Raw genomic sequence first — 18760 nt, 5'->3', positions numbered from 1 at the left:
AATTAAGGAGGGTTTTGATGGATATTCGTTTTAAAATAGGATCAACTAAATTCAATTATCGTGCGGTGGGTATTTTAGTTGAGCAAAACCATGTACTTCTTCATAAACAATGGGATGAGCATCATTGGTCACTGCCTGGAGGGGGAGTGGAAATAGGTGAACCAGCCGATAAGGCCGTCGTTCGCGAAATCAAAGAAGAGTTAGGATGGGATACTAAAGTAAAGAATTTATCATGGGTTGTTGAGAATTTCTTTCAATATAATCAGGAGAATTTCCATGAGTTGGGTTTCTATTACATACTTTCTTCAAGGGGCAAGCATCCCATGTTTGGAACGGACCCTTTCCATGGTGAGGAGGGCCAACGCTTGATTTACCAATGGTTTCCCATCAGTGAACTGGTCTCTATGCATTTACAGCCACCATTTTTGGCAGAAGGTTTGCAGAACATCCCCTCTGTGACACAACATCTCGTGCAGGAAGATATTGAGGTTAAGAAACTGTAGTGTCTCTCCTTAAACATACAACTAACGTTCGAAAAATTCTCTGTGAAAAGTAATATGACCGAGAAATATCGGTTTTCATTACTGTACAATAAGAGCTGGTTGTCTGGGCATAGAGGAGCTAAGGTACTTAAAAACGTTTAGATATTTCTATATGATATATCTAAAACGTGGTACAATATCTATAAACAAGCATCTTTAAAATGCTCACCATACTTTGAATTTTAAATACGTGCCCTTTTTACAAAACAGACAAAAACGGTAGATCATATTGCTTCATTCATATGAGAATACCGTTTTTAAAAATGTGTATATTATTAGTACAATCATATACTGTGCGTATCAAGGTTCGAGATGGTAACAACTATTTTCTAAAGAAAGAAGGATTCCCTATGTGCGGATTTATTGGGATATTACACAATAAAGGAAATCAAGTCACTCAAGAGTATGAGCAAGCATTTAATGCTAATAATAATCTCATTAAACATCGTGGACCAGATGATGAAGGCTACTATCACGACGATGGGATCTCACTTGGATTTCGAAGGTTAAGTATTATTGATATTGAAAGCGGCCAACAACCTTTTCATTTTGAGAATGAACGTTACTGGATGGTGTTCAACGGTGAGATTTATAACTATGTGGAACTCCGTGAACAACTGATAGCTAAAGGCTACACGTTTCAAACCGAGTCAGATACGGAAGTGATTGCTGTTCTTTTCCAGGATCAGCAAGAACAAGCTTTCAGCAAGTTACGTGGAATGTTTGCCATCCTCATTTGGGACAAGGAAACAAAGAGTTTGTACGGGGCCCGTGACCCATTTGGTATCAAACCTTTTTATTATACGAAAAATGAGGATAGCTTAAGTTTTGCGTCTGAGAAGAAAAGCCTGGCACAAGCAGGTGACCAGGTGGACACGGAGGCTTTGCAGCACTACTTAAGCTACCAATATGCACCAGAACCATTAACCCTAACCGAAGGCGTTCACAAGGTGGAACCAGGTCATTATTTTATAAAAACGCCGGGAGAGCCGCTTCTTATTGAACGCTATTTTCATGCGACATTCAACCCCGTGCTCACGGATGAAAAGCAAATGATTACACGAATTCAGGATTCATTGATCAATTCGGTAGATGTGCATATGCGCAGTGATGTACCTGTGGGCTCATTCCTCTCTGGAGGGATTGATTCATCAATCATTGTTGCGATTGCAAAAGACTTCAACCCGAATATTAAAACGTTCTCTGTAGGTTTTGAACGTGAAGGTTATTCAGAGGTAGATGTGGCAAAGGAAACAGCTGATAGGCTTAATGTAACAAACCATTCCTATATCATCACACCAGAAGAATATGTTCAGAAGCTTCCGAAAATCATGTGGCACATGGATGATCCATTAGCAGACCCAGCATGTGTACCACTTTATTTTGTTGCACGAGAAGCGAGAAAGTATGTCACTGTTGTATTATCAGGCGAGGGTGCGGACGAGCTGTTCGGCGGCTACAATATTTACCGTGAGCCCGAGTCATTGAAGGCCTTTAATTCGATGCCGCCTGTTGTAAAAAAAGCACTTCAAAAAGTGGCCCATATTCTTCCTGAAGGTATGCGCGGCAAGAGCTTTCTGGAACGTGGTACAACTCCATTGGAAGACCGTTATATTGGTAACGCCAAGATGTTTGAAGAACGTGAAAAAGAACAACTACTCGCTAATTTCAGAAAAGATAGGACCTATCAATCATTGACGAAAAGCTTGTATGAAAATGTTCAGGAAGAGCATCCTGTCCACCAAATGCAATACGTTGATATTCACACATGGCTGCGAGGCGACATTTTGTTAAAAGCAGATAAAGTGACGATGGCAAATTCTCTTGAGTTACGTGTTCCCTTCTTAGATAAGGAAGTATTCAATGCCGCTCGCGAGCTTCCGGTTGCAAGTAAAATTGCTGACGGGACGACAAAATCGATTTTACGTAAAGCTGTACGCGGCATTGTGCCAGACCATGTGCTCGACCGAAAGAAGCTAGGATTCCCTGTTCCGATTCGCCATTGGTTAAGAAACGAGCTGTACGACTGGGCGAAAAACCTGATTGCAACAAGTGAGACAGACCATCTCATCCACAAGTCTGTCGTCCTCGATTTGCTTGAAGCTCACGTTCAACAAAAGGGTGACTATTCCAGGAAAATATGGACGGTGTTGATGTTCATGCTATGGCACCAAATCTATATGGAGGGTGTCTACTCGTTTGAAGAATTACAGAAAGAAGACGAGACAGAAAGTAAGGTACTTGAACAACTGGTGACTGTTTAAAAAGGTTTTCAGATTTCCCGAAAAATTAGACGGTCAGATCAGGATCATCGAGTCAAAATGCTACAGCAAAAAAAAGCTTTTCGCAGATAAAAGCGTTGATTACCACTATAAAAGGTCAGCTCCGAAGCCATTCGGAGCTGGCTTTTTTTATTTTCAGGAGTTTTTTCAACGCTCCACCATAGCTGTATCTAAAAAAGTTTTAGCAGTCATTTCACCAATCTCCATCTAAAACCATTATGGTTAGGAGTAGGCCTTGGTAAAAGAATGACGGTTCTAAAAATGAATAGAACTCGTACAAGTAGTAAAGAGTGTATTTAAGAACGGAGGCGCAATAAGGATGAAAAAACGATTTGTGCTATGGACTGTTATTCTTTTCCCCATCTATGCCTATCTCGTCTACCTTTATTTGTTCCATTGGACAGGCACTGGGGTACCCGTATCCTATCAAGGTACAGCAGCTGACCCTGTCACCTTCATGACGGCGAAGGAACTAGAACTAAGCCAGGATTTTTCCAGGTATAAGGACTTCCTGTTTTTTGTCGGACTGCCTTTAGAAGGACTAATCTATTTAGGTGTACTTATTTTTGGGGTTTCTCCGATCTTTAAACAATTTGGTGAAAGGCTATCAAGATTTTCCTTTATCAAAATTCCAATCTATGTATTGCTATTATCGGCTTTTACCTGGATTCTTACGTTCCCAATCTATTATGCTGAACGTGTGCTTTCTGTTACTTACGGCATCTCGACCCAAAGCTTCTCAAGTTGGATGCGGGACGAACTGTTAGGCTTTTGGATAGGGGTTCTTATCATGTCCGTCCTCATTACTGTTTTATATTGGCTCATGAAACGTTTCACAAAACGATGGTGGCTGTATGCCTGGATATTGCTCATTCCATTTCTCATCTTCATGATGTACATTCAACCAGTTGTCATTGATCCATTATACAACGACTTTTCTGAACTAGATGATCCAGTATTAGAAGAAAAAATCCTTAACATGGCTGATAAAGCAGATATTCCCGCAGAACGTGTGTATGAAGTGGATATGTCCGAAAAAACGAATGCGATGAATGCTTATGTGAACGGTATCGGCTCAAACTTGCGCATCGTCCTATGGGATACAACTTTAAATCATCTCAAGAATAAGGAAGTCCTGTTCATTATGGCGCACGAAATTGGTCACTATGTGATGAACCATCTTTACTATAATCTAGCAGGTGTCATCATTTCCAGCCTGATCGGACTATATCTCGCCTATCGACTGCTGCACACTGTAATCCGTAAATGGGGTTCAAACTGGGGTGTGAAAAGTGTTGCCGACATTTCGTCATTACCCGCCCTATTTATTATCCTTTCCTTGCTCTCCTTCGCAGCGAGTCCAATTGAACTGGCGCTCTCGCGCGGAGCTGAGAAATCAGCGGATGAATACGCCATTGAAATGACAGAAGATAAGGAAGCTGCTGTCGGTGCTTTTCAGGAATTGACAGTCAACGGGCTAAGTGATGTCAACCCACCGGCACTAGTGAAATTTTTCAGGTATGGTCACCCAACGATGATGGAGCGGATTTTGATGCTAGAGGAGGATGATAAGGAATAACTCATGTTGCGATATGAGTCTATTACGGAGATTGTTCCCTGTCTCACATGATTGTCCCTTAACACCAAGGGATTGTTCCCTAACACCAAAAGATTGTTCTTTTTCTTAAACGATAAACAGATTGCGTAGACAAATGGTACACTTAGAGCAAACATTGTACACGGAGGACAACACATGAAAATCACCATCATTACCGTAGGAAAATTAAAGGAAAAATACTTGAAACAGGGCATCCAGGAATACACAAAACGTCTATCTCCCTACGCCAAAGTAGAGGTTATCGAAGTATCTGATGAAAAAGCACCCGAAAACTTAAGTGAAGCACAAATACTTGAAGTGAAGCAAAAAGAAGGAGAACGAATCCTGTCCAAGGTTGGCCACGACACCCATGTCATCACGCTTGAAATCAACGGTCAACAGCTGACTTCAGAAAAACTTGCCAAAAAAATCGACGACCTTGCTACGTATGGAAAGAGCAAGGTCGCTTTTGTCATTGGTGGATCACTAGGTTTAAGCGATGAAGTTATGGAAAGAAGTGACTTTGGGTTGTCTTTTTCAATAATGACACTCCCTCACCAGTTGATGCGGTTGGTGTTAGTGGAACAAATCTACCGAGCCTTTAAGATTAATCGGGGGGAGCCGTATCATAAGTAAATGAGGTTTTTTTCGACTTTATTTTATCTATAAAAATTAATTTAGGTGCTGTGATATAAGGCTGAAATATACAATATTTATGAATGAATATTGTATATTTCGGCCTTTTTTAGATCCTCTTTAAGGAAGAAGCTTAGATGAATAATTTTGTTATAGATAGATAAGCATTTCGTCAATTAGATCAATTTTTTCCAAGATTAGCGTCCATTATTTTTTCGGGCAATGTAATAATCAACTTTCTTAAATGGGTTATTTTCATGGAGAAAAATATGTGATGTATTAATGTACTCAAAGTTCACTTTTGTTGCATTCGGTAAAAAATTTGTTATTATTTAGATATTAAATATTTAAACATCTAAATATATACGAAAAGAGGTAATACTAATGAGATTACAAGGGAAAGTTGGGATTGTAACAGGCAGTGCTTCTGGTATTGGTAGAGGGATTGCTCTTGCTATGGCTAAAGAAGGTGCTAACATTGCAATTGTTGATGTAAATGAAGAAAAAGGAAAGGAAACCTTTGCCGAATTGAATCAATATACAGAAGGTTTACTTGTTATTAAAGATATCTCAATTAAAGAAAATGTTGATGAGATAGTTACAGAAGTTGTTAAAAAGTTTGGTAAGTTGGACATATTAGTCAATAATGCACATGTATCAAGACAGGATCTTTTCGTTGAAACAACGTTGGAGCACTTTGATTTATCTTTCGGAACGGGCTTCTATCCTACATTCCATTTCATGAAAGCATCTTACCCTGAATTAAAGGAGTCTCGTGGTAAGGTTATTAACTTTGCATCAGGTGCTGGAATTGATGGACAAGTCACACAAACTTCTTATGCTGCTGCAAAAGAGGCTATTCGAGGAATTTCTCGTGTTGCAGCGAACGAATGGGGACCGGATGGAATTAACGTGAACGTAATCGCACCGATTGCGCTTACTCCAGGTGTTGAACAATGGCGTCAAAGCTCCCAAGATTTATACGATGCGATGATTAATAAAATCCCACATCGCCGCCTTGGTGATCCAGAACAAGATATCGGTAGAACAGCTGTCTTCTTAGCAAGCAATGATTCTGATTATATTACTGGTCAAACCATTATGGTCGATGGTGGAACAATAAAATTACGTTAAGGAGGATTATATAATGGGACGATTAAATAACAAAGTTGCAATTATTACCGGTGGAGCCTCAGGTATTGGTGAACGTATGGTTGACCTTTTCAGTCAAGAAGGAGCTATTGTGATTGCCGCAGATATTAATGAGGCAGCACTTAAAAAATCAAATCAAAAAGAAAATGTATATGGAATGAAATTAAATGTTGCTTCAGACGAGGATTGGAAAGAATTAGCTAAGGAAGTGAACGATCGCTTCGGAAAAATTGATATTCTTGTAAACAACGCTGGGATTTCATCAGAAAAACCATACCAAGAAATTGACCTGGATGATTGGCAAAAAATGCTATCCATTAATGGCTTTGGGCCATTTGCTGGTATTAAACATGTGGCTCCAAATATGGCAGATCAAAAGAAAGGTTCAATCATTAATATTTCTTCTTATACTGCTCAAATTGGCCAAGGATTTAATCATTATTCTGCTTCAAAAGGGGCAGTTCGTGCGCTATCTAAAGCAGCTGCAACAAATTTTGGTTATCAGGGGGTACGTGTAAATACTCTTTTCCCTGGTATTATTGAAACACCAATGACTCAATCGTTAAGCACATCCAATGAGCTTCTTGAGCATTTAATTCAAGCAACTCCTCTGCAACGATTAGGTCATTCAGAAGATATTGCAAACGCTGCATTGTTCTTTGCATCAGATGAATCATCTTATATCACTGGTTCAGAATTAGTTATTGACGGCGGATTTTCTGCTCAATAAAATATTAATATACTGTGAGAGCTCCCTGTTTTCCTAGGGGCACTTACTATAGAAAGCAGGGATATAAATGAAAGAGCAAACTATTTTTGAACTAATTCATTCCATGGATCAGGTCACGAACAATTTAATCATTCAATGGAATAAAATGTTCAAGGAAAGCCTCGGCATTTCTCATATACTTGTTCTCAGCCACTTGAAGAGAAGCGGAAAAAGTCGTCCATCAGATATCGCAGGGGCTTTAGGCTTAACCCCTCCTTCTCTAACTCACTTATCTGAAAAGCTAGTACAAAAAAAATTAGCTGTTCGACTTATTGATGATGACGATCGTAGAATTATATACTTAGCAATTACTGACAAAGGGAATAGTATGATCAACAAAGCACACAAAGAAGGAAAAGCACTGCGTAGAAATCTTTTCGAAAAGCTAACAGAAGAGGAAAGGCAACATTTATTAGGCATATATGAGAAACTAAATAGTTATATAAAAGAATAAACTGGTGCTAATTCCTATAATAAATGATACTGATAAATCTGACTTTGGATAAAAGGACATTATGGGAATTCCTAAAATAAAAACGTAGTTAGATTCATAGTGGTAAAATTTATCATAAATGGTAAAAGAGAGCTGGGCTAGCTATGGGAATGGCAAAAAGAAGATCTGTCTACCGCTCCACTTCGCTCATGCAGTTCCCGAGTCTTGCAGAGGTGTGACAAATAATCTTGCCTAAAGAAACCCACATTAGCTGAATTTTCACTCTGCTAATGTGGGCTCTTATTTGTTATTCAACCAACAGCCTCTATTTCATTAGGCGGCAGGGTTCTTTGTAGTACTTCTCTTTCTTCTTTGTTCAAAGGCAGTAATGGTAGGCGAACATCCCCGACATGTATCCCTCTCATATTTAGCGCTGCTTTTACTGGTGAAGGGCTTGGGGCAGCAAATAGTGCATTCATGATTGGGAGAAGTTCACGATGTATCGAAGCAGCCCTTCTGACATCACCTCTCATAAAGTTATTGACCATTTCTTGCATTTCATTTCCGATGATGTGTGAAGAAACGGAAACAATTCCTGTTCCCCCAATGGATAAGACGGGTAATGTCATCCCATCATCTCCACTGTACACCGTAAACTCATCAGCCGTCTTACTAATAATTTCTGCCACGGCATCTAAATCACCACTGGCCTCTTTTACAGATACAATATTGTTGACTTCAGATAGGCGTACAGTCGTTTCTACTGACATGTTAACTACACTTCGTCCCGGTATATTATAAAGCATGACTGGTAATGATGTGGAATTAGCAATCACTTTGAAGTGCTGAAATAAGCCTTCCTGTGAAGGTTTGTTGTAGTATGGAGCAACGAGCATGATCCCATCGACACCTGCTGCCTCCGCCTGCCTTGTCAAACTGATTGAAGCATTTGTGTTGTTTGATCCAGTTCCGGCTATGACTGAAACTCTTCCGTCAACAACTTTCACCACAAATTTGAATAAGTCTATTTTTTCCTCTGTCGTTAATGTAGGAGATTCCCCAGTTGTACCAGCTATCACTAATCCATCAGAACCATTCGTGATCAAATGATTAACTAAGGTCCTCGTAGCACTAAAGTCAACCTCACCGTTATGGTCAAACGGGGTTACCATGGCAGTTAAAACTTGGCCGAAATTCATAACTTCACACCCTTTTGTATAATTTTAAATTCAGAGGTGGTCCGGGGCCATTCAGAAGTACACGCAAAAAAGCAACAACGAAGGGTTCGCTGTTGCCGTAGAAACATATTTATAAAAAAATCGTTCCTGCGTAAGATAGCCCTCCATATAGTTTCCTATATGACAGCCCTGTATTTATTCAATAGCAGAACCAGCTTCAAGAACATGAGATTCTCTCCGCTTCGGCAAATTCCCCTTTTCACAATAGTCATGGGATCTCATTAATCCTCCTATTGTGTACTAATGGTCTTTGCTCCTCTATCCTTACTTCAAAAGTACTGAAATAAGAAAATATTTAATTGAGTGTACTATAACAAAAAATCCGCTTTACTACAAGGACATTTCAGAAATACTTTTTAAAAAAACAGGAATTTCAAAGATTAACCGAAATCTCCACAGCCGCTATAGTTCGAACTGAAACTAAAGAACTATGGTTTTTTGTTACCGATAAAATAAATGATTACTACATAAAGGAGGAAGTGTAAATGCTAAATGGGTGTGATATTTGTACACCACAGCATCAAGGGTACACAGAATAACGCTTGTTCTCAAAGAAATACTTACATAAATCATTAAGAGAGACAGCAGATCAACAAACAGACTGTAAACGTAGGGGATAGTCCAAAATGGCGTAATAAGAATTTACTTCTAAGGGAAACCTTTTAACAGGAGGTGATTAAATGGATATTGTAGTTATTTTCATGTTAATTGCGACCGTTACCCCGTTTATTTTTATAAATTTGAAGAAGACAACATTTGCCATTATCCAAACGATTCTGCTTGTGGGAATGTGGGTTTATTATTTTCAAGTGTTGTTCATTGAAACACCTGCAATGTTTTCCTTTTCGTGGATGATGTTCTACTCTAGCCTTATTGTTTCGGAAGTAGCGTGGGTCATGATGATCATCCATATGGGTAAATCACCTGCAAAGTATTGGAAGAACTATTAATAAAGGTATTGATATCGGTACCTTCCTTGAGTTTTCTCTTTAAGAGGAGGTTCAAAAAGTCACCGAATGATAAACGGCGAGTTTCCTCGTTGCTCGGTTTTTCCGATCCTCACGTATGAAAGGCATACGCTGTGGTCCTCAAAACGTTCGCGAACTTCTTGCGACGCGCAAGAAGCGTTCTCGTGTCGACGTTGTCACAGGATGTAACGATCTTTGTCGATGTTTTCATTCGACAACTTTTTAATAAATTTTCTCCTTTTAGAAAACAATAAAATAAACTTTAAGGGAGGACAGGTGAGATCAATGGATATACCTGAAACCTATAACGCTGGAGAGATTGTCTATATAATCATACGAAATCCTCATGCACAAGACGTGGCTAATGTTCAAGAAGCGGCGGTCGTTCAAAACCCGGAAAACCCCGAGCAGCTATCCTTATTTGTGTACGAGACATACTATCCTTTGACAGATGAGGTTGCAATCTATAAGACGAAGAATCAAGCGGAACAGGCATATCGCGAAGCATTTGGTTCGAACGGGGAGAGTTTTTATGGTTAAGCCTTTCGTTCCCCAGCTTGTTTACGTAGAACCTCGTGCGTTAGAATATCCGCGAGGCAGAGAACTTATTGATAAATTTAATGAGATGGGCCTGGAAATCAAGCATACAACCTCCCATAATCAAATTAGGAATTTGCCAGGGGAGAACGATTTTCAAAAATATCGTGTAGCCAAGTCTACGCTTGTGGTCGGTGTCCGTAAAACGTTAAAGTTTGATACCTCGAAGCCTTCCGCAGAATACGCCATCCCTTTTGCCACAGGTTGCATGGGTCATTGTCATTATTGCTACCTGCAAACGACGATGGGTAGTAAACCATATATTCGAACGTATGTTAATACGGATGAAATTTTTGCTGCAGCAGAAGAATACATGAAAGAACGGGCGCCGGAGGATACGCGTTTTGAAGCTTCCTGTACATCAGATATTGTGGGAGTAGATCACTTAACCCACACACTGAAAGATGCCATTGAATATTTCGGACAGTCGGAATATGGAAAGCTTCGGTTTGTAACCAAATTCGCACATGTTGATCATTTACTTGATGCTAAGCATAATGGACGTACAAGGTTTCGTTTCAGTATTAACGATGATTATGTTATAAAGTATTTTGAACCAGGCACCTCAAGGCTCAAAGAGAGGATAAAGGCTGCTGCTAAGGTAGCTGAAGCAGGCTATCCCTTAGGATTCATCGTTGCCCCTATTTACCTGCACGAAGGTTGGAAGGAAGGGTATAAGGAAATGTTTGAACGTTTAGAAAGTGCCCTTCCTCCCCACGCCGTCAAAGATTTAACATTTGAGTTGATCCAGCACCGGTTTACGAAGCCAGCTAAACGTGTAATCGAGAAAAACTACCCTATGAGTAAGCTTGAGCTTGAGGAATCCAAAAGAAAGTGGAAATGGGGCCGCTATGGAATCGGCAAATACGTTTATCAGGACGAAGAGCAGGAAGATATGAAAGATACACTGGGAGGATATATTGATACTTATTTCCCGGAAGCCAAGTTAGAATATTTTACGTGAGAGTAATTACAGAATAACAAAGTCCGCCTTATTCTATAAAGGGAAGACGGGCTTTGTACTTGCATAGGGGCCGGGAATGAAAAGAATATTTCAACTTAAGGCGCCTTTTTGTAGGCATAGGAAGGACGATTACTATTCATGGGTTAGTCTGTTTATAACGACCTTCGAGGGTACTGATTGTAGAGAATAAATAGCAAGCCTAACATAACGATATCTAATCTAGCCTCGAAAAGAAATAGGATATAGCCGGCATGTAGAGTAGGAACCTTTGTTATCAATAGTGCGGCAATTATAATGCCTATTAGAGGAATAGTTGCATATTTCACATACCTATTTGCGACGAGAAGTATCCCGCACGCAATTTCAATTGCAGCTACTACATACATAATCGTGATTGAATTAGGTATACCCAGATTTGCGAAATACTCACCTAAACCACTGCCTGCTACTTTCATAACTCCGGATGTAATAAAAACAAAGGCTGTTACATATCGAATCAATTTTATTGGGGATAAAGAAGTGTTCATGGGTTGTCCTCCTTTCATATAAATGTATATGCAAGGAGGAAGACAAACCATTCTAAATATAGTTTTAAATATGAAAAACTAGGATTTCTAATCGAAGTGAAATAGCAATAACGGATCGCACAGCCGATGCAGAAACCCATCAAGGCAATACTTGTGGTAGCTAACACCATAAGGTTGAATATAGTCGCAGCCACAGTCCAGCCTATATGATCAATAATCCTAAGCAAATGGTAGCGATCCATTGATTGAAATGTTGTTGATCTTTATCTTCTGGAATAAGGGTTACTGCAAAAAACTTTTACTAAAGTGGGTGACAGGACTTTGTTTCGTACTTAACGTGTAAATACCGATAAACGGAACAAATAATACGGCGTGATGGATGAATAACGCTAAAAAGACAGAAACAACAATGAATGCCTGATTCAACTGAACAAGTGGTTTTGTTATGCTCATGGACATCCCCCTTTTTGTTCAAATAAATTATACAGGGTAACTTACTCGGGATAAAGGATAAGCCGCTTTAGATAATCTCTCGGAAAATTGTCTAAACAAGGTTAGTAATTACCTGAAAAAGGGGATAGACCTATACAAGCGGTTTAAGGAGGTCCTATTCTATGAAGAAAGTGATCAGTTATATCAAGGAGGTCTTGGCTGAGTTTCAAAAGGACAACATTCCTATTTTGGGAGCGGCACAAGCCTACTACTATTTACTTGCGATTGTGCCCATGGTCATTTTGCTATTATCTATACTTCCTTACTTAAATATTGATACTGAAACGGTGATGGGTTTTATGCAAAACGTTGTCCCAGGAGGTACGGTAGAAATTTTCCGTGAAAATATTGTCAGCCTGGTGGAGCAGCCTAAAGGTGGTTTATTAACCGTCGGGATTATTGGTACATTATGGTCTGCTTCAAATGGTGTAAACGCATTTATCCAATCAGCAAATATTGCATATAACGTCGATGAAACGAGATCATTTATTAAGGTCAGACTGCTGTCGATCATACTTACAATAGGGATGGTTATTGCAATTGTCGTTGCGCTTGCCCTCCCAATATTCGGAGATGTGATTATTAATTTTCTTACTAACTTCTTAGGTTTGCCAGAGCAGACAGTTATCTTATTTCAAGTGCTTCGCTGGGTAATCAGTATTATCGTCATGAGTGCCATTTTGATGGCTCTCTATCACATTGCCCCTAATAAGTCTTTACCATTTCCAGAGATTTTGCCTGGGGCGATCATTACAGCGATCCTCTGGCAGCTTATTTCATTAGCGTTCTCCTTTTACGTAAGCAATTTTGGAAACTACTCTGCTACGTACGGCAGCCTCGGCGGGATCATTATTCTAATGCTGTGGTTCTTTATCACAGGTATTATTCTGATGGTTGGGGCGGAGATTAATGTGATCCATCATCGAAGGAAGCATAGAGCTGTATAAGGATAGCATGAAAGATAGCAGAAGGGGGGCCACAAGCTTCCCCTCTCCGTTATGTTTAGCTAAACGATATACTTAAGGCACGACTTTTCAGGAAATGAAGGACATCGATATGAAGTTATTGATCAAGACGATTTTAATCATAATAGGCACTCTATCTTTAGTGTTAGGTATAATAGGTATCGTACTGCCATTAATTCCAACGACACCATTCTTATTGCTTGCTGCAACATGTTTTGTTAGGAGCTCAAGTAGGCTGTATAATTGGCTGATAACAAATAAGTGGTTTGGCGGCTATATTATAAATTTTCGTGAAGGAAAAGGGATTCCATTAAAGGCGAAGGTGATTGGGGTTACCATGTTGTGGACTTCAATTATCTATTCCGCGTTTTTTATTGTGCCATTAGTGATTGTGAGAATTCTCATGCTACTCGTGGCATGCTACTTCACATGGTATATCCTCTCCCAAAAAACGTTGGGGAACTAGCAAGAGGAAGAGAGCCTTTTTTGTGTTTGTAGTGGTGCGGTCAGTGCAACACTATAACTGAAAAAACGATCGATTTTTTTCAGGGTGTAGGTTCTCTTCGATAAGCTATGTTATAAAGGAGGAAGAATGATCGTGAACAAACGAGATAGAGAAATCTTGGGGAGGTACCATCAATACTTAACGGAAAAAGAGTTAAAGCCTCTATATGAATCATTTGAACAATGGAATGCAGGCGACTTAGATTATGATGAATTAACCGAACGCATCCATGTTTTTCACAAAAAGAACCAACAAATTTGGTCAACCTTCAATGGGGTTATAGAAGAGGACTACCTGATTTTTCAAGCGAAGAAGGAAATGAATCTACTAAACGAAGAAGACTTGACAAATCAGCTCTATCGTCGTTGGTTAGGCTTATAATATATGTATGTGGGGACACTTATAGAATAAAAGAAGGTGGAAGAGAATGGGGAAACAAATTAACTATTTATCGCTATCCGATTTAAAAAAAGAATTGAAAACTCTTGATCATAAGGAGTTAACTTCTATTATTGTTAATTCCTATAAACTTAATAATGAAGTAAAGCAACAGTTATCGGTTAAATTTAATAGGGAGGATATGGTTGAAAGACTTTTTCATAAATATAAAAAGCAAATCGTTGATGAATTTTTCCCAGATAAGGGGTTTGGAAAAATGAGATTATCACATGCAAAAAAAGCCATTTCGACCTATAAGAAATTAACAGACGATCAAGAAGGAACTTTGGAACTAATGCTAATATATCTGGAAACCGGTGTGAGTTTTACGAATACATATGGAGAAATTGATGAGCGATTTTATAACAGTATGTCTTCCATGTTTGACAAAGTGACCGACCATTGCCAAAAGGAAGCAATAGTATTTAACAAATATCAAACTCGCCTTAAGGAAATGGTAGAAAATACTGAGGGGATAGGGTGGGGGTTTCATGATGAGCTAAGTGACATTTTTTATTCGAAGATGGCATAGTATAAGATATACGTTCAGTCTTCGTACAGGAAGAAATACAGAGTAGGCAAATCAACCTTGTCTGTATAAGGTATGGATAAAAGTGAAGTGTATAGACGATCACATAATTTACAGTTTGGAAAACTTAGAAAATTATGTTGTAAGCGGATTCATTTTATGTTAAGATCCATTTTAAGAAGGTCTCCGAGAACATCTACATTTCGTAACGGCAGCCGTCCCACATATAGGGCAGGTATCCCGTACGGAAGATGCCTGATCTTTCTGGAGAGTGAATAAAGTGTATGCGAATGAAACTTGTTATGTAGTCGGAGAGGCAAAGTCTCCGGGAAACAATCCAATCACTAAGAAATATGATAGTTTTTTTATAGGGTTCGTCATTGATTCGAAAACGAATTTGATTGTTGATGTCGAGTGTACAGCGATGATGGGCATCACGGTTAAATTTGTGCAGAGTCTCTTTGTGGGTCGAAGTATTTTGGACTGCGACGGGGCTGCGGAAGAAGTATATGCTCGTTATTTCGGGTCCTCACAGAAAGCTTTGATTGTAGCTTTTAAACAAGCCTATTATAAATATAAGGAAGCCCTAAATAAATAGGGAGCTGCTTTATCTTACTTTTCGTGGATAAAACCCAGCTGACAAGAATATTATTCTTGCAGCTGGGTTTTTTTTATATTAATTCAAGCAGGGGGAATGAAGATGATTGAAGGAGGATTTTTGTACCTGGGTGTAGTTGTTGGTCTGGCGGGGCTGATTGCATACTTGGAATCTAGTTCTAAGAGTAAGTTCTTTAAGTATGTACCAGGCATTGTACTTATTTATTTTGGTGGGGCAATCTTAAAAACGAGCGGCATCATTGGGGCGACAGAGGGAATCGACGCAACGTATGGCAACGTTCGAGACGCACTATTACCTATGTTAATTCTATTAATGTTGTTAAATTGTGATTTGCGTAAGCTAGTTAAGCTTGGCCCTAAGATGCTGATAGGGTATTTTGCTGCTTCTCTTAGTATTGTTCTTGGATTTGTTCTAACTTATTTGTTATTCCAGGGCTTATACGCACCAGAAACCTGGCAAGCCTTTGGAGCTTTAGCGGGAAGCTGGACGGGTGGATCAGCGAACATGGTAATTATTCAAGGGATCCTAGACGTACCTGAGAATATTTTCGGTTATGCCTTAATCATGGACACCGTGAACTATTCAACATGGGTCATGATCATGTTTTGGCTAGTTCCCTTTTCAGGTGTGTTTAATAAATGGGCGAAGGCAGACACCTCTCACCTTGATGAAATTACTGCTGAACTGAAAGAAGAACACGAAGAAAAACAGCAAAAGTCAATATCATTTGTTCACCTGATGGGATTATTCTCGCTCGCTATCTTTATTTCAGCTGTAGCGGCTAAATTTGGGGAGTTGCTTCCTGAGTTTGGAACAGTTGTAAACGCCACAACATGGACGATTCTCATTGTTTCAATTGTCGGTGTAGTGCTAGCCATGACAAGGATAGCGAAAGTACCTGGCTCGATGGATGTGGCAAATGTGTTGCTTTATGTTGTCATTGCTTTAATCGCCTCACGTGCTGACTTTACCCAGTTGTTTCAAGCACCCATTTATATCGTATCTGGATTTGTCATTCTAGCGATCCATGGGCTTGTGCTTATGATTGCAGCTAAACTATTCAAAATGGACCTTTTCACCTTAGGTGTTTCAAGTCTTGCTAATATTGGCGGAATGGCTTCGGCGCCGCTTCTTGCAGGGGCTTATCATCGATCTCTCATTCCTATTGGAGTACTCATGGCTTTAGCCGGTTCTTTCATGGGAACCTACTACGGGTTGCTCGTTGCTAAAATTCTATCATTCTTATAATAAAGAGGAGACATACTTGTGAAGATTATAGATCTGACTTGTCAGAAACGTCCGGTTAAACTTAAACGTCCGTTTAAAACTGCATTACGACATGTAACGGAGATTGACGTTGTTGACGTACACATACAACTTGAGGATGGATTAGCGGGGTTAGGATCGGCTTCCTCCACCTGGCAAATTACCGGAGAGTCATTAGAAGGGATCGTAGCCGCAGTCAAAGGTCCGATAAGGGGAGCATTGTTAAATAAAAGTATTTTTCATCTTAGAAAAATTAGTGAGGGTGTTGAAAAAAGCTGTGCAGCTAATACAAGTGCGAAAGCTGCTGTCGATATTGCTTTACACGATGCTTATTGTAAGGCTTATGGCATTCCATTGTACGGCTTTCTTGGCGGCAAAACAAATTCCTTAGAAACGGATATGACGGTCAGTATCGATGAACCAGAGATCATGTATGAGGCTGCACAAAAAAGAGTGGCTGAAGGGTTTAATGTATTGAAAATTAAGGTAGGGAATGACCAGAAGCTTGATCTTCGTCGCATTGAAAAAGTTCGTTCAGCTGTAGGTGATGATGTTCTGTTGCGGCTTGATGCGAACCAGGGATGGAGTGGTAAACAAGCCGTCGAAATCATTCACTTATTAGAACGCGAGAAGATGGGGATTGAACTTGTGGAGCAGCCGGTACCAGTTGATGATCTTGAAGGGTTGAAATTTGTGCGGGAAAGAGTTTCCACCCCAGTTATGGCAGATGAGAGTGTGTTTAGCCCACGGGATGCCTTTCGTTTAGTGAAGAACGGGGCAGTGGATCTTCTCAATATTAAGCTGATGAAATGTGGTGGGGTACGACGTGCCTGGCAAATCGCTGATATGTGTGAAGCGGCAGGGGTTCAATGTATGATCGGAAGCATGATGGAATCTATCGTTTCGGTTACAGCAGCAAGTCACCTTGCTGCTGCCCACCCGAACATTACCTACTATGATCTTGATGCTCCTTTATGGATGGCAGATGAAAAAATGAAAGGGGGAATGCGATTCGAAGGAAATGCTGTCGAACTGCCAGATGTTCCTGGAATCGGATTTTACAATTAATTTGTGGAGGTGCTTGTTTTGTATAAAAAATGGTTCGTTCTAACCTTGGTTGTTATTCTTGGATCGTGTTTGTTTGCCCCGTTACCGTCAGAAGCTAAAGAAAAGTCAGAAAAGGAAACTGCTTATGTTGATGTCTCCGTAGCTACACTTTGGTCAGGGCCAGACATCACTCGTCCAATCGACGGTCCATCTGTCGGAAACCCGGTGGACATGTGGCAATGGACAGAAAGCATGTCACTGGATCAGAAGCTTTGGCTTGTCGGAAATCTGCAAACACAAGCCCTTTATGGTCAAAAGGTTACGATTCTTGAAGAGCGTGGGGATTGGGTGAAAGTTGCCGTCCATGGCCAGCCGACACCGAAGAACGAGTTAGGCTATCCTGCATGGATGCCGAAAATTCAGCTGGCTGATGAAAGTAATTTTGCTAAGTTGAAAGAAAATAAATCATTTGCTCAAGTGACGGATACGACGGCATGGCTTTACGATGATAAACAGCAAAAGGTTGAATTTAAGGAACTCAGCTTCAATACTAAGCTTCCTGTCGTTGCTCAAGCGGGAGACATGACACTAGTGGCAACACCTAGCGATGATATGAAGTGGATTTCTTCAGAAGCGGTTACTGTTTACGATTCACAGCAGGAGATACCTGCCCCGACTGGACAAGATCTAGTAGAAACAGGGAAACAGTTTTTAGGACTGCCATATCTTTGGGCGGGAGTATCTGGCTTCGGTTTTGACTGCTCCGGTTTTACCCATACCATTTATAAATCCAATGGCATAACTATTCCGCGTGATTCTTCCGTTCAGGCGACACACGGAATACCTGTCGCTAAAGAGGATCTGCAAAAAGGGGATCTACTGTTCTTTGCTTATAATGAAGGCGAAGGCTCCGTACACCATGTAGGGATGTATATTGGTGACGGTCAAATGATTCATTCCCCGAACACCGAGAGCACGGTCGAGATTATTGATGTTTTCGAATCCGATTACTATTCTTCTGAGTTCTCAGGTGCCAGAAGATATATTGACTAGTTATTTACTAGGGCCAGTCCATCCGCGGACTGGCCCTTTATAAAAAAGCTTCTAAATATGCAATTATAGCGGTGGTTCGTGCAATTAATCAGGATTGTGTGCAATTAATCAAAATTTCGTGCAATTATCGTGAATCTCGCG

Annotated in this window: 21 protein-coding genes and 1 riboswitch; of the genes, 18 read left to right on the top strand and 3 right to left on the bottom strand. The window is 40.0% G+C overall.

Annotated features, from left to right (window positions below):
• Positions 1-17: 17 nt before the first annotated feature.
• From MUO14_RS11430 to MUO14_RS11400, 7 genes are all read left to right on the top strand, one after another.
• Positions 18-503, top strand: coding sequence for an NUDIX hydrolase (locus tag MUO14_RS11430; protein ID WP_244755328.1), 486 nt, complete (start codon positions 18-20; stop codon positions 501-503).
• Between the two features lie 389 nt (positions 504-892).
• Complete coding sequence (asnB, locus tag MUO14_RS11425) at positions 893-2806, top strand: asparagine synthase (glutamine-hydrolyzing) (RefSeq protein ID WP_244755327.1); 1914 nt, start codon at positions 893-895, stop codon at positions 2804-2806.
• Between the two features lie 337 nt (positions 2807-3143).
• Positions 3144-4403, top strand: a complete 1260-nt coding sequence (locus MUO14_RS11420) for a M48 family metallopeptidase (RefSeq protein WP_244755326.1) — start codon at positions 3144-3146, stop codon at positions 4401-4403.
• A gap of 174 nt (positions 4404-4577) precedes the next feature.
• On the top strand, positions 4578-5057 hold the full coding sequence (gene rlmH, locus MUO14_RS11415; RefSeq protein WP_244755325.1) for a 23S rRNA (pseudouridine(1915)-N(3))-methyltransferase RlmH: 480 nt from the start codon (positions 4578-4580) through the stop codon (positions 5055-5057).
• Positions 5058-5441: 384 nt separating this feature from the next.
• Positions 5442-6191, top strand: coding sequence for an SDR family NAD(P)-dependent oxidoreductase (locus MUO14_RS11410; RefSeq protein ID WP_244755324.1), 750 nt, complete (start codon positions 5442-5444; stop codon positions 6189-6191).
• Between the two features lie 13 nt (positions 6192-6204).
• Positions 6205-6939, top strand: coding sequence for an SDR family NAD(P)-dependent oxidoreductase (locus MUO14_RS11405; RefSeq protein ID WP_244755323.1), 735 nt, complete (start codon positions 6205-6207; stop codon positions 6937-6939).
• 67 nt (positions 6940-7006) lie between these two features.
• Complete coding sequence (locus tag MUO14_RS11400; protein ID WP_244755322.1) at positions 7007-7432, top strand: MarR family winged helix-turn-helix transcriptional regulator; 426 nt, start codon at positions 7007-7009, stop codon at positions 7430-7432.
• A gap of 290 nt (positions 7433-7722) precedes the next feature.
• Here the strand turns inward: MUO14_RS11400 and dapA are convergent, their stop codons facing one another.
• Complete coding sequence (dapA, locus tag MUO14_RS11395) at positions 7723-8610, bottom strand: 4-hydroxy-tetrahydrodipicolinate synthase (RefSeq protein WP_244755321.1); 888 nt, start codon at positions 8608-8610, stop codon at positions 7723-7725.
• Between the two features lie 128 nt (positions 8611-8738).
• Positions 8739-8918, bottom strand: a riboswitch (Lysine riboswitch).
• Positions 8919-9329: 411 nt separating this feature from the next.
• Between dapA and MUO14_RS11390 the strand changes: the two genes are divergently transcribed.
• From MUO14_RS11390 to splB, 3 genes are all read left to right on the top strand, one after another.
• Positions 9330-9599 (top strand): spore morphogenesis/germination protein YwcE, encoded by a 270-nt coding sequence (locus MUO14_RS11390; protein ID WP_244755320.1) that lies wholly within the window; start codon positions 9330-9332, stop codon positions 9597-9599.
• A gap of 303 nt (positions 9600-9902) precedes the next feature.
• A complete protein-coding gene (locus tag MUO14_RS11385) occupies positions 9903-10157 on the top strand; it encodes a transcriptional regulator SplA domain-containing protein (RefSeq protein ID WP_244755319.1) in 255 nt (84 codons plus the stop codon).
• On the top strand, positions 10150-11178 hold the full coding sequence (splB, locus tag MUO14_RS11380; protein ID WP_244755318.1) for a spore photoproduct lyase: 1029 nt from the start codon (positions 10150-10152) through the stop codon (positions 11176-11178). The genes MUO14_RS11385 and splB overlap by 8 nt, the downstream gene beginning before the upstream one ends.
• 152 nt (positions 11179-11330) lie before the next feature.
• On the opposite strand, the gene MUO14_RS11375 is transcribed toward splB, so the two are convergent.
• Both MUO14_RS11375 and MUO14_RS11370 read right to left on the bottom strand, forming a co-directional pair.
• Positions 11331-11705 carry a DoxX family protein gene (locus MUO14_RS11375; RefSeq protein ID WP_244755317.1) on the bottom strand — a complete coding sequence of 125 codons (375 nt, stop codon included), beginning with the start codon at positions 11703-11705 and terminating at the stop codon, positions 11331-11333.
• Positions 11706-11987: 282 nt separating this feature from the next.
• Entirely contained in the window at positions 11988-12158 is a 171-nt protein-coding gene (locus tag MUO14_RS11370) for a hypothetical protein (protein WP_244755316.1), read from the bottom strand.
• Between the two features lie 161 nt (positions 12159-12319).
• Here MUO14_RS11370 and MUO14_RS11365 point away from each other — a divergent pair, with 161 nt between their 5' ends.
• The 8 genes from MUO14_RS11365 (at position 12320) to MUO14_RS11330 (ending at position 18619) form a co-directional block, all read left to right on the top strand.
• Positions 12320-13144: a YihY/virulence factor BrkB family protein gene (locus MUO14_RS11365; RefSeq protein WP_244755315.1), complete on the top strand. Its 825-nt coding sequence runs from the start codon at positions 12320-12322 to the stop codon at positions 13142-13144.
• A 109-nt stretch (positions 13145-13253) separates the two neighbouring features.
• A complete protein-coding gene (locus MUO14_RS11360; protein ID WP_244755314.1) occupies positions 13254-13628 on the top strand; it encodes a YbaN family protein in 375 nt (124 codons plus the stop codon).
• A gap of 132 nt (positions 13629-13760) precedes the next feature.
• On the top strand, positions 13761-14048 hold the full coding sequence (locus MUO14_RS11355; RefSeq protein WP_244755313.1) for a hypothetical protein: 288 nt from the start codon (positions 13761-13763) through the stop codon (positions 14046-14048).
• 46 nt (positions 14049-14094) lie between these two features.
• Positions 14095-14637 carry a DUF6155 family protein gene (locus MUO14_RS11350; RefSeq protein ID WP_244755312.1) on the top strand — a complete coding sequence of 181 codons (543 nt, stop codon included), beginning with the start codon at positions 14095-14097 and terminating at the stop codon, positions 14635-14637.
• Between the two features lie 277 nt (positions 14638-14914).
• Positions 14915-15232 (top strand): DUF3870 domain-containing protein, encoded by a 318-nt coding sequence (locus tag MUO14_RS11345; RefSeq protein WP_244755311.1) that lies wholly within the window; start codon positions 14915-14917, stop codon positions 15230-15232.
• A gap of 102 nt (positions 15233-15334) precedes the next feature.
• Positions 15335-16501, top strand: coding sequence for a DUF819 family protein (locus MUO14_RS11340; protein WP_244755310.1), 1167 nt, complete (start codon positions 15335-15337; stop codon positions 16499-16501).
• 18 nt (positions 16502-16519) lie between these two features.
• On the top strand, positions 16520-17587 hold the full coding sequence (locus tag MUO14_RS11335) for a dipeptide epimerase (RefSeq protein ID WP_244755309.1): 1068 nt from the start codon (positions 16520-16522) through the stop codon (positions 17585-17587).
• Positions 17588-17605: 18 nt separating this feature from the next.
• A complete protein-coding gene (locus tag MUO14_RS11330) occupies positions 17606-18619 on the top strand; it encodes a C40 family peptidase (RefSeq protein ID WP_396265823.1) in 1014 nt (337 codons plus the stop codon).
• Positions 18620-18760 lie beyond the last annotated feature (141 nt).

It is taken from the genome of Halobacillus shinanisalinarum, assembly GCF_022919835.1.
Classification (GTDB): domain Bacteria; phylum Bacillota; class Bacilli; order Bacillales; family Halobacillaceae; genus Halobacillus_A; species Halobacillus_A shinanisalinarum.
The sequence above is the reverse complement of the archived record's forward strand: the minus strand, read 5'-3'. Positions and strand labels throughout refer to the sequence as shown.

Bases quoted from the DNA above. Each gene is read 5' to 3' on its own strand.
- MUO14_RS11360 (WP_244755314.1), top strand. From the start codon at position 13,254: ATGAAGTTATTGATCAAGACGATTTTAATCATAATAGGCACTCTATCT.
- splB (WP_244755318.1), top strand. From the start codon at position 10,150: ATGGTTAAGCCTTTCGTTCCCCAGCTTGTTTACGTAGAACCTCGTGCG.
- MUO14_RS11400 (WP_244755322.1), top strand. From the start codon at position 7,007: ATGAAAGAGCAAACTATTTTTGAACTAATTCATTCCATGGATCAGGTC.
- MUO14_RS11340 (WP_244755310.1), top strand. From the start codon at position 15,335: ATGATTGAAGGAGGATTTTTGTACCTGGGTGTAGTTGTTGGTCTGGCG.
- MUO14_RS11420 (WP_244755326.1), top strand. From the start codon at position 3,144: ATGAAAAAACGATTTGTGCTATGGACTGTTATTCTTTTCCCCATCTAT.
- dapA (WP_244755321.1), bottom strand. From the start codon at position 8,610: ATGAATTTCGGCCAAGTTTTAACTGCCATGGTAACCCCGTTTGACCAT.
- rlmH (WP_244755325.1), top strand. From the start codon at position 4,578: ATGAAAATCACCATCATTACCGTAGGAAAATTAAAGGAAAAATACTTG.
- MUO14_RS11405 (WP_244755323.1), top strand. From the start codon at position 6,205: ATGGGACGATTAAATAACAAAGTTGCAATTATTACCGGTGGAGCCTCA.
- MUO14_RS11390 (WP_244755320.1), top strand. From the start codon at position 9,330: ATGGATATTGTAGTTATTTTCATGTTAATTGCGACCGTTACCCCGTTT.
- MUO14_RS11385 (WP_244755319.1), top strand. From the start codon at position 9,903: ATGGATATACCTGAAACCTATAACGCTGGAGAGATTGTCTATATAATC.
- MUO14_RS11350 (WP_244755312.1), top strand. From the start codon at position 14,095: ATGGGGAAACAAATTAACTATTTATCGCTATCCGATTTAAAAAAAGAA.
- MUO14_RS11365 (WP_244755315.1), top strand. From the start codon at position 12,320: ATGAAGAAAGTGATCAGTTATATCAAGGAGGTCTTGGCTGAGTTTCAA.
- MUO14_RS11370 (WP_244755316.1), bottom strand. From the start codon at position 12,158: ATGAGCATAACAAAACCACTTGTTCAGTTGAATCAGGCATTCATTGTT.
- asnB (WP_244755327.1), top strand. From the start codon at position 893: ATGTGCGGATTTATTGGGATATTACACAATAAAGGAAATCAAGTCACT.
- MUO14_RS11410 (WP_244755324.1), top strand. From the start codon at position 5,442: ATGAGATTACAAGGGAAAGTTGGGATTGTAACAGGCAGTGCTTCTGGT.
- MUO14_RS11375 (WP_244755317.1), bottom strand. From the start codon at position 11,705: ATGAACACTTCTTTATCCCCAATAAAATTGATTCGATATGTAACAGCC.
- MUO14_RS11430 (WP_244755328.1), top strand. From the start codon at position 18: ATGGATATTCGTTTTAAAATAGGATCAACTAAATTCAATTATCGTGCG.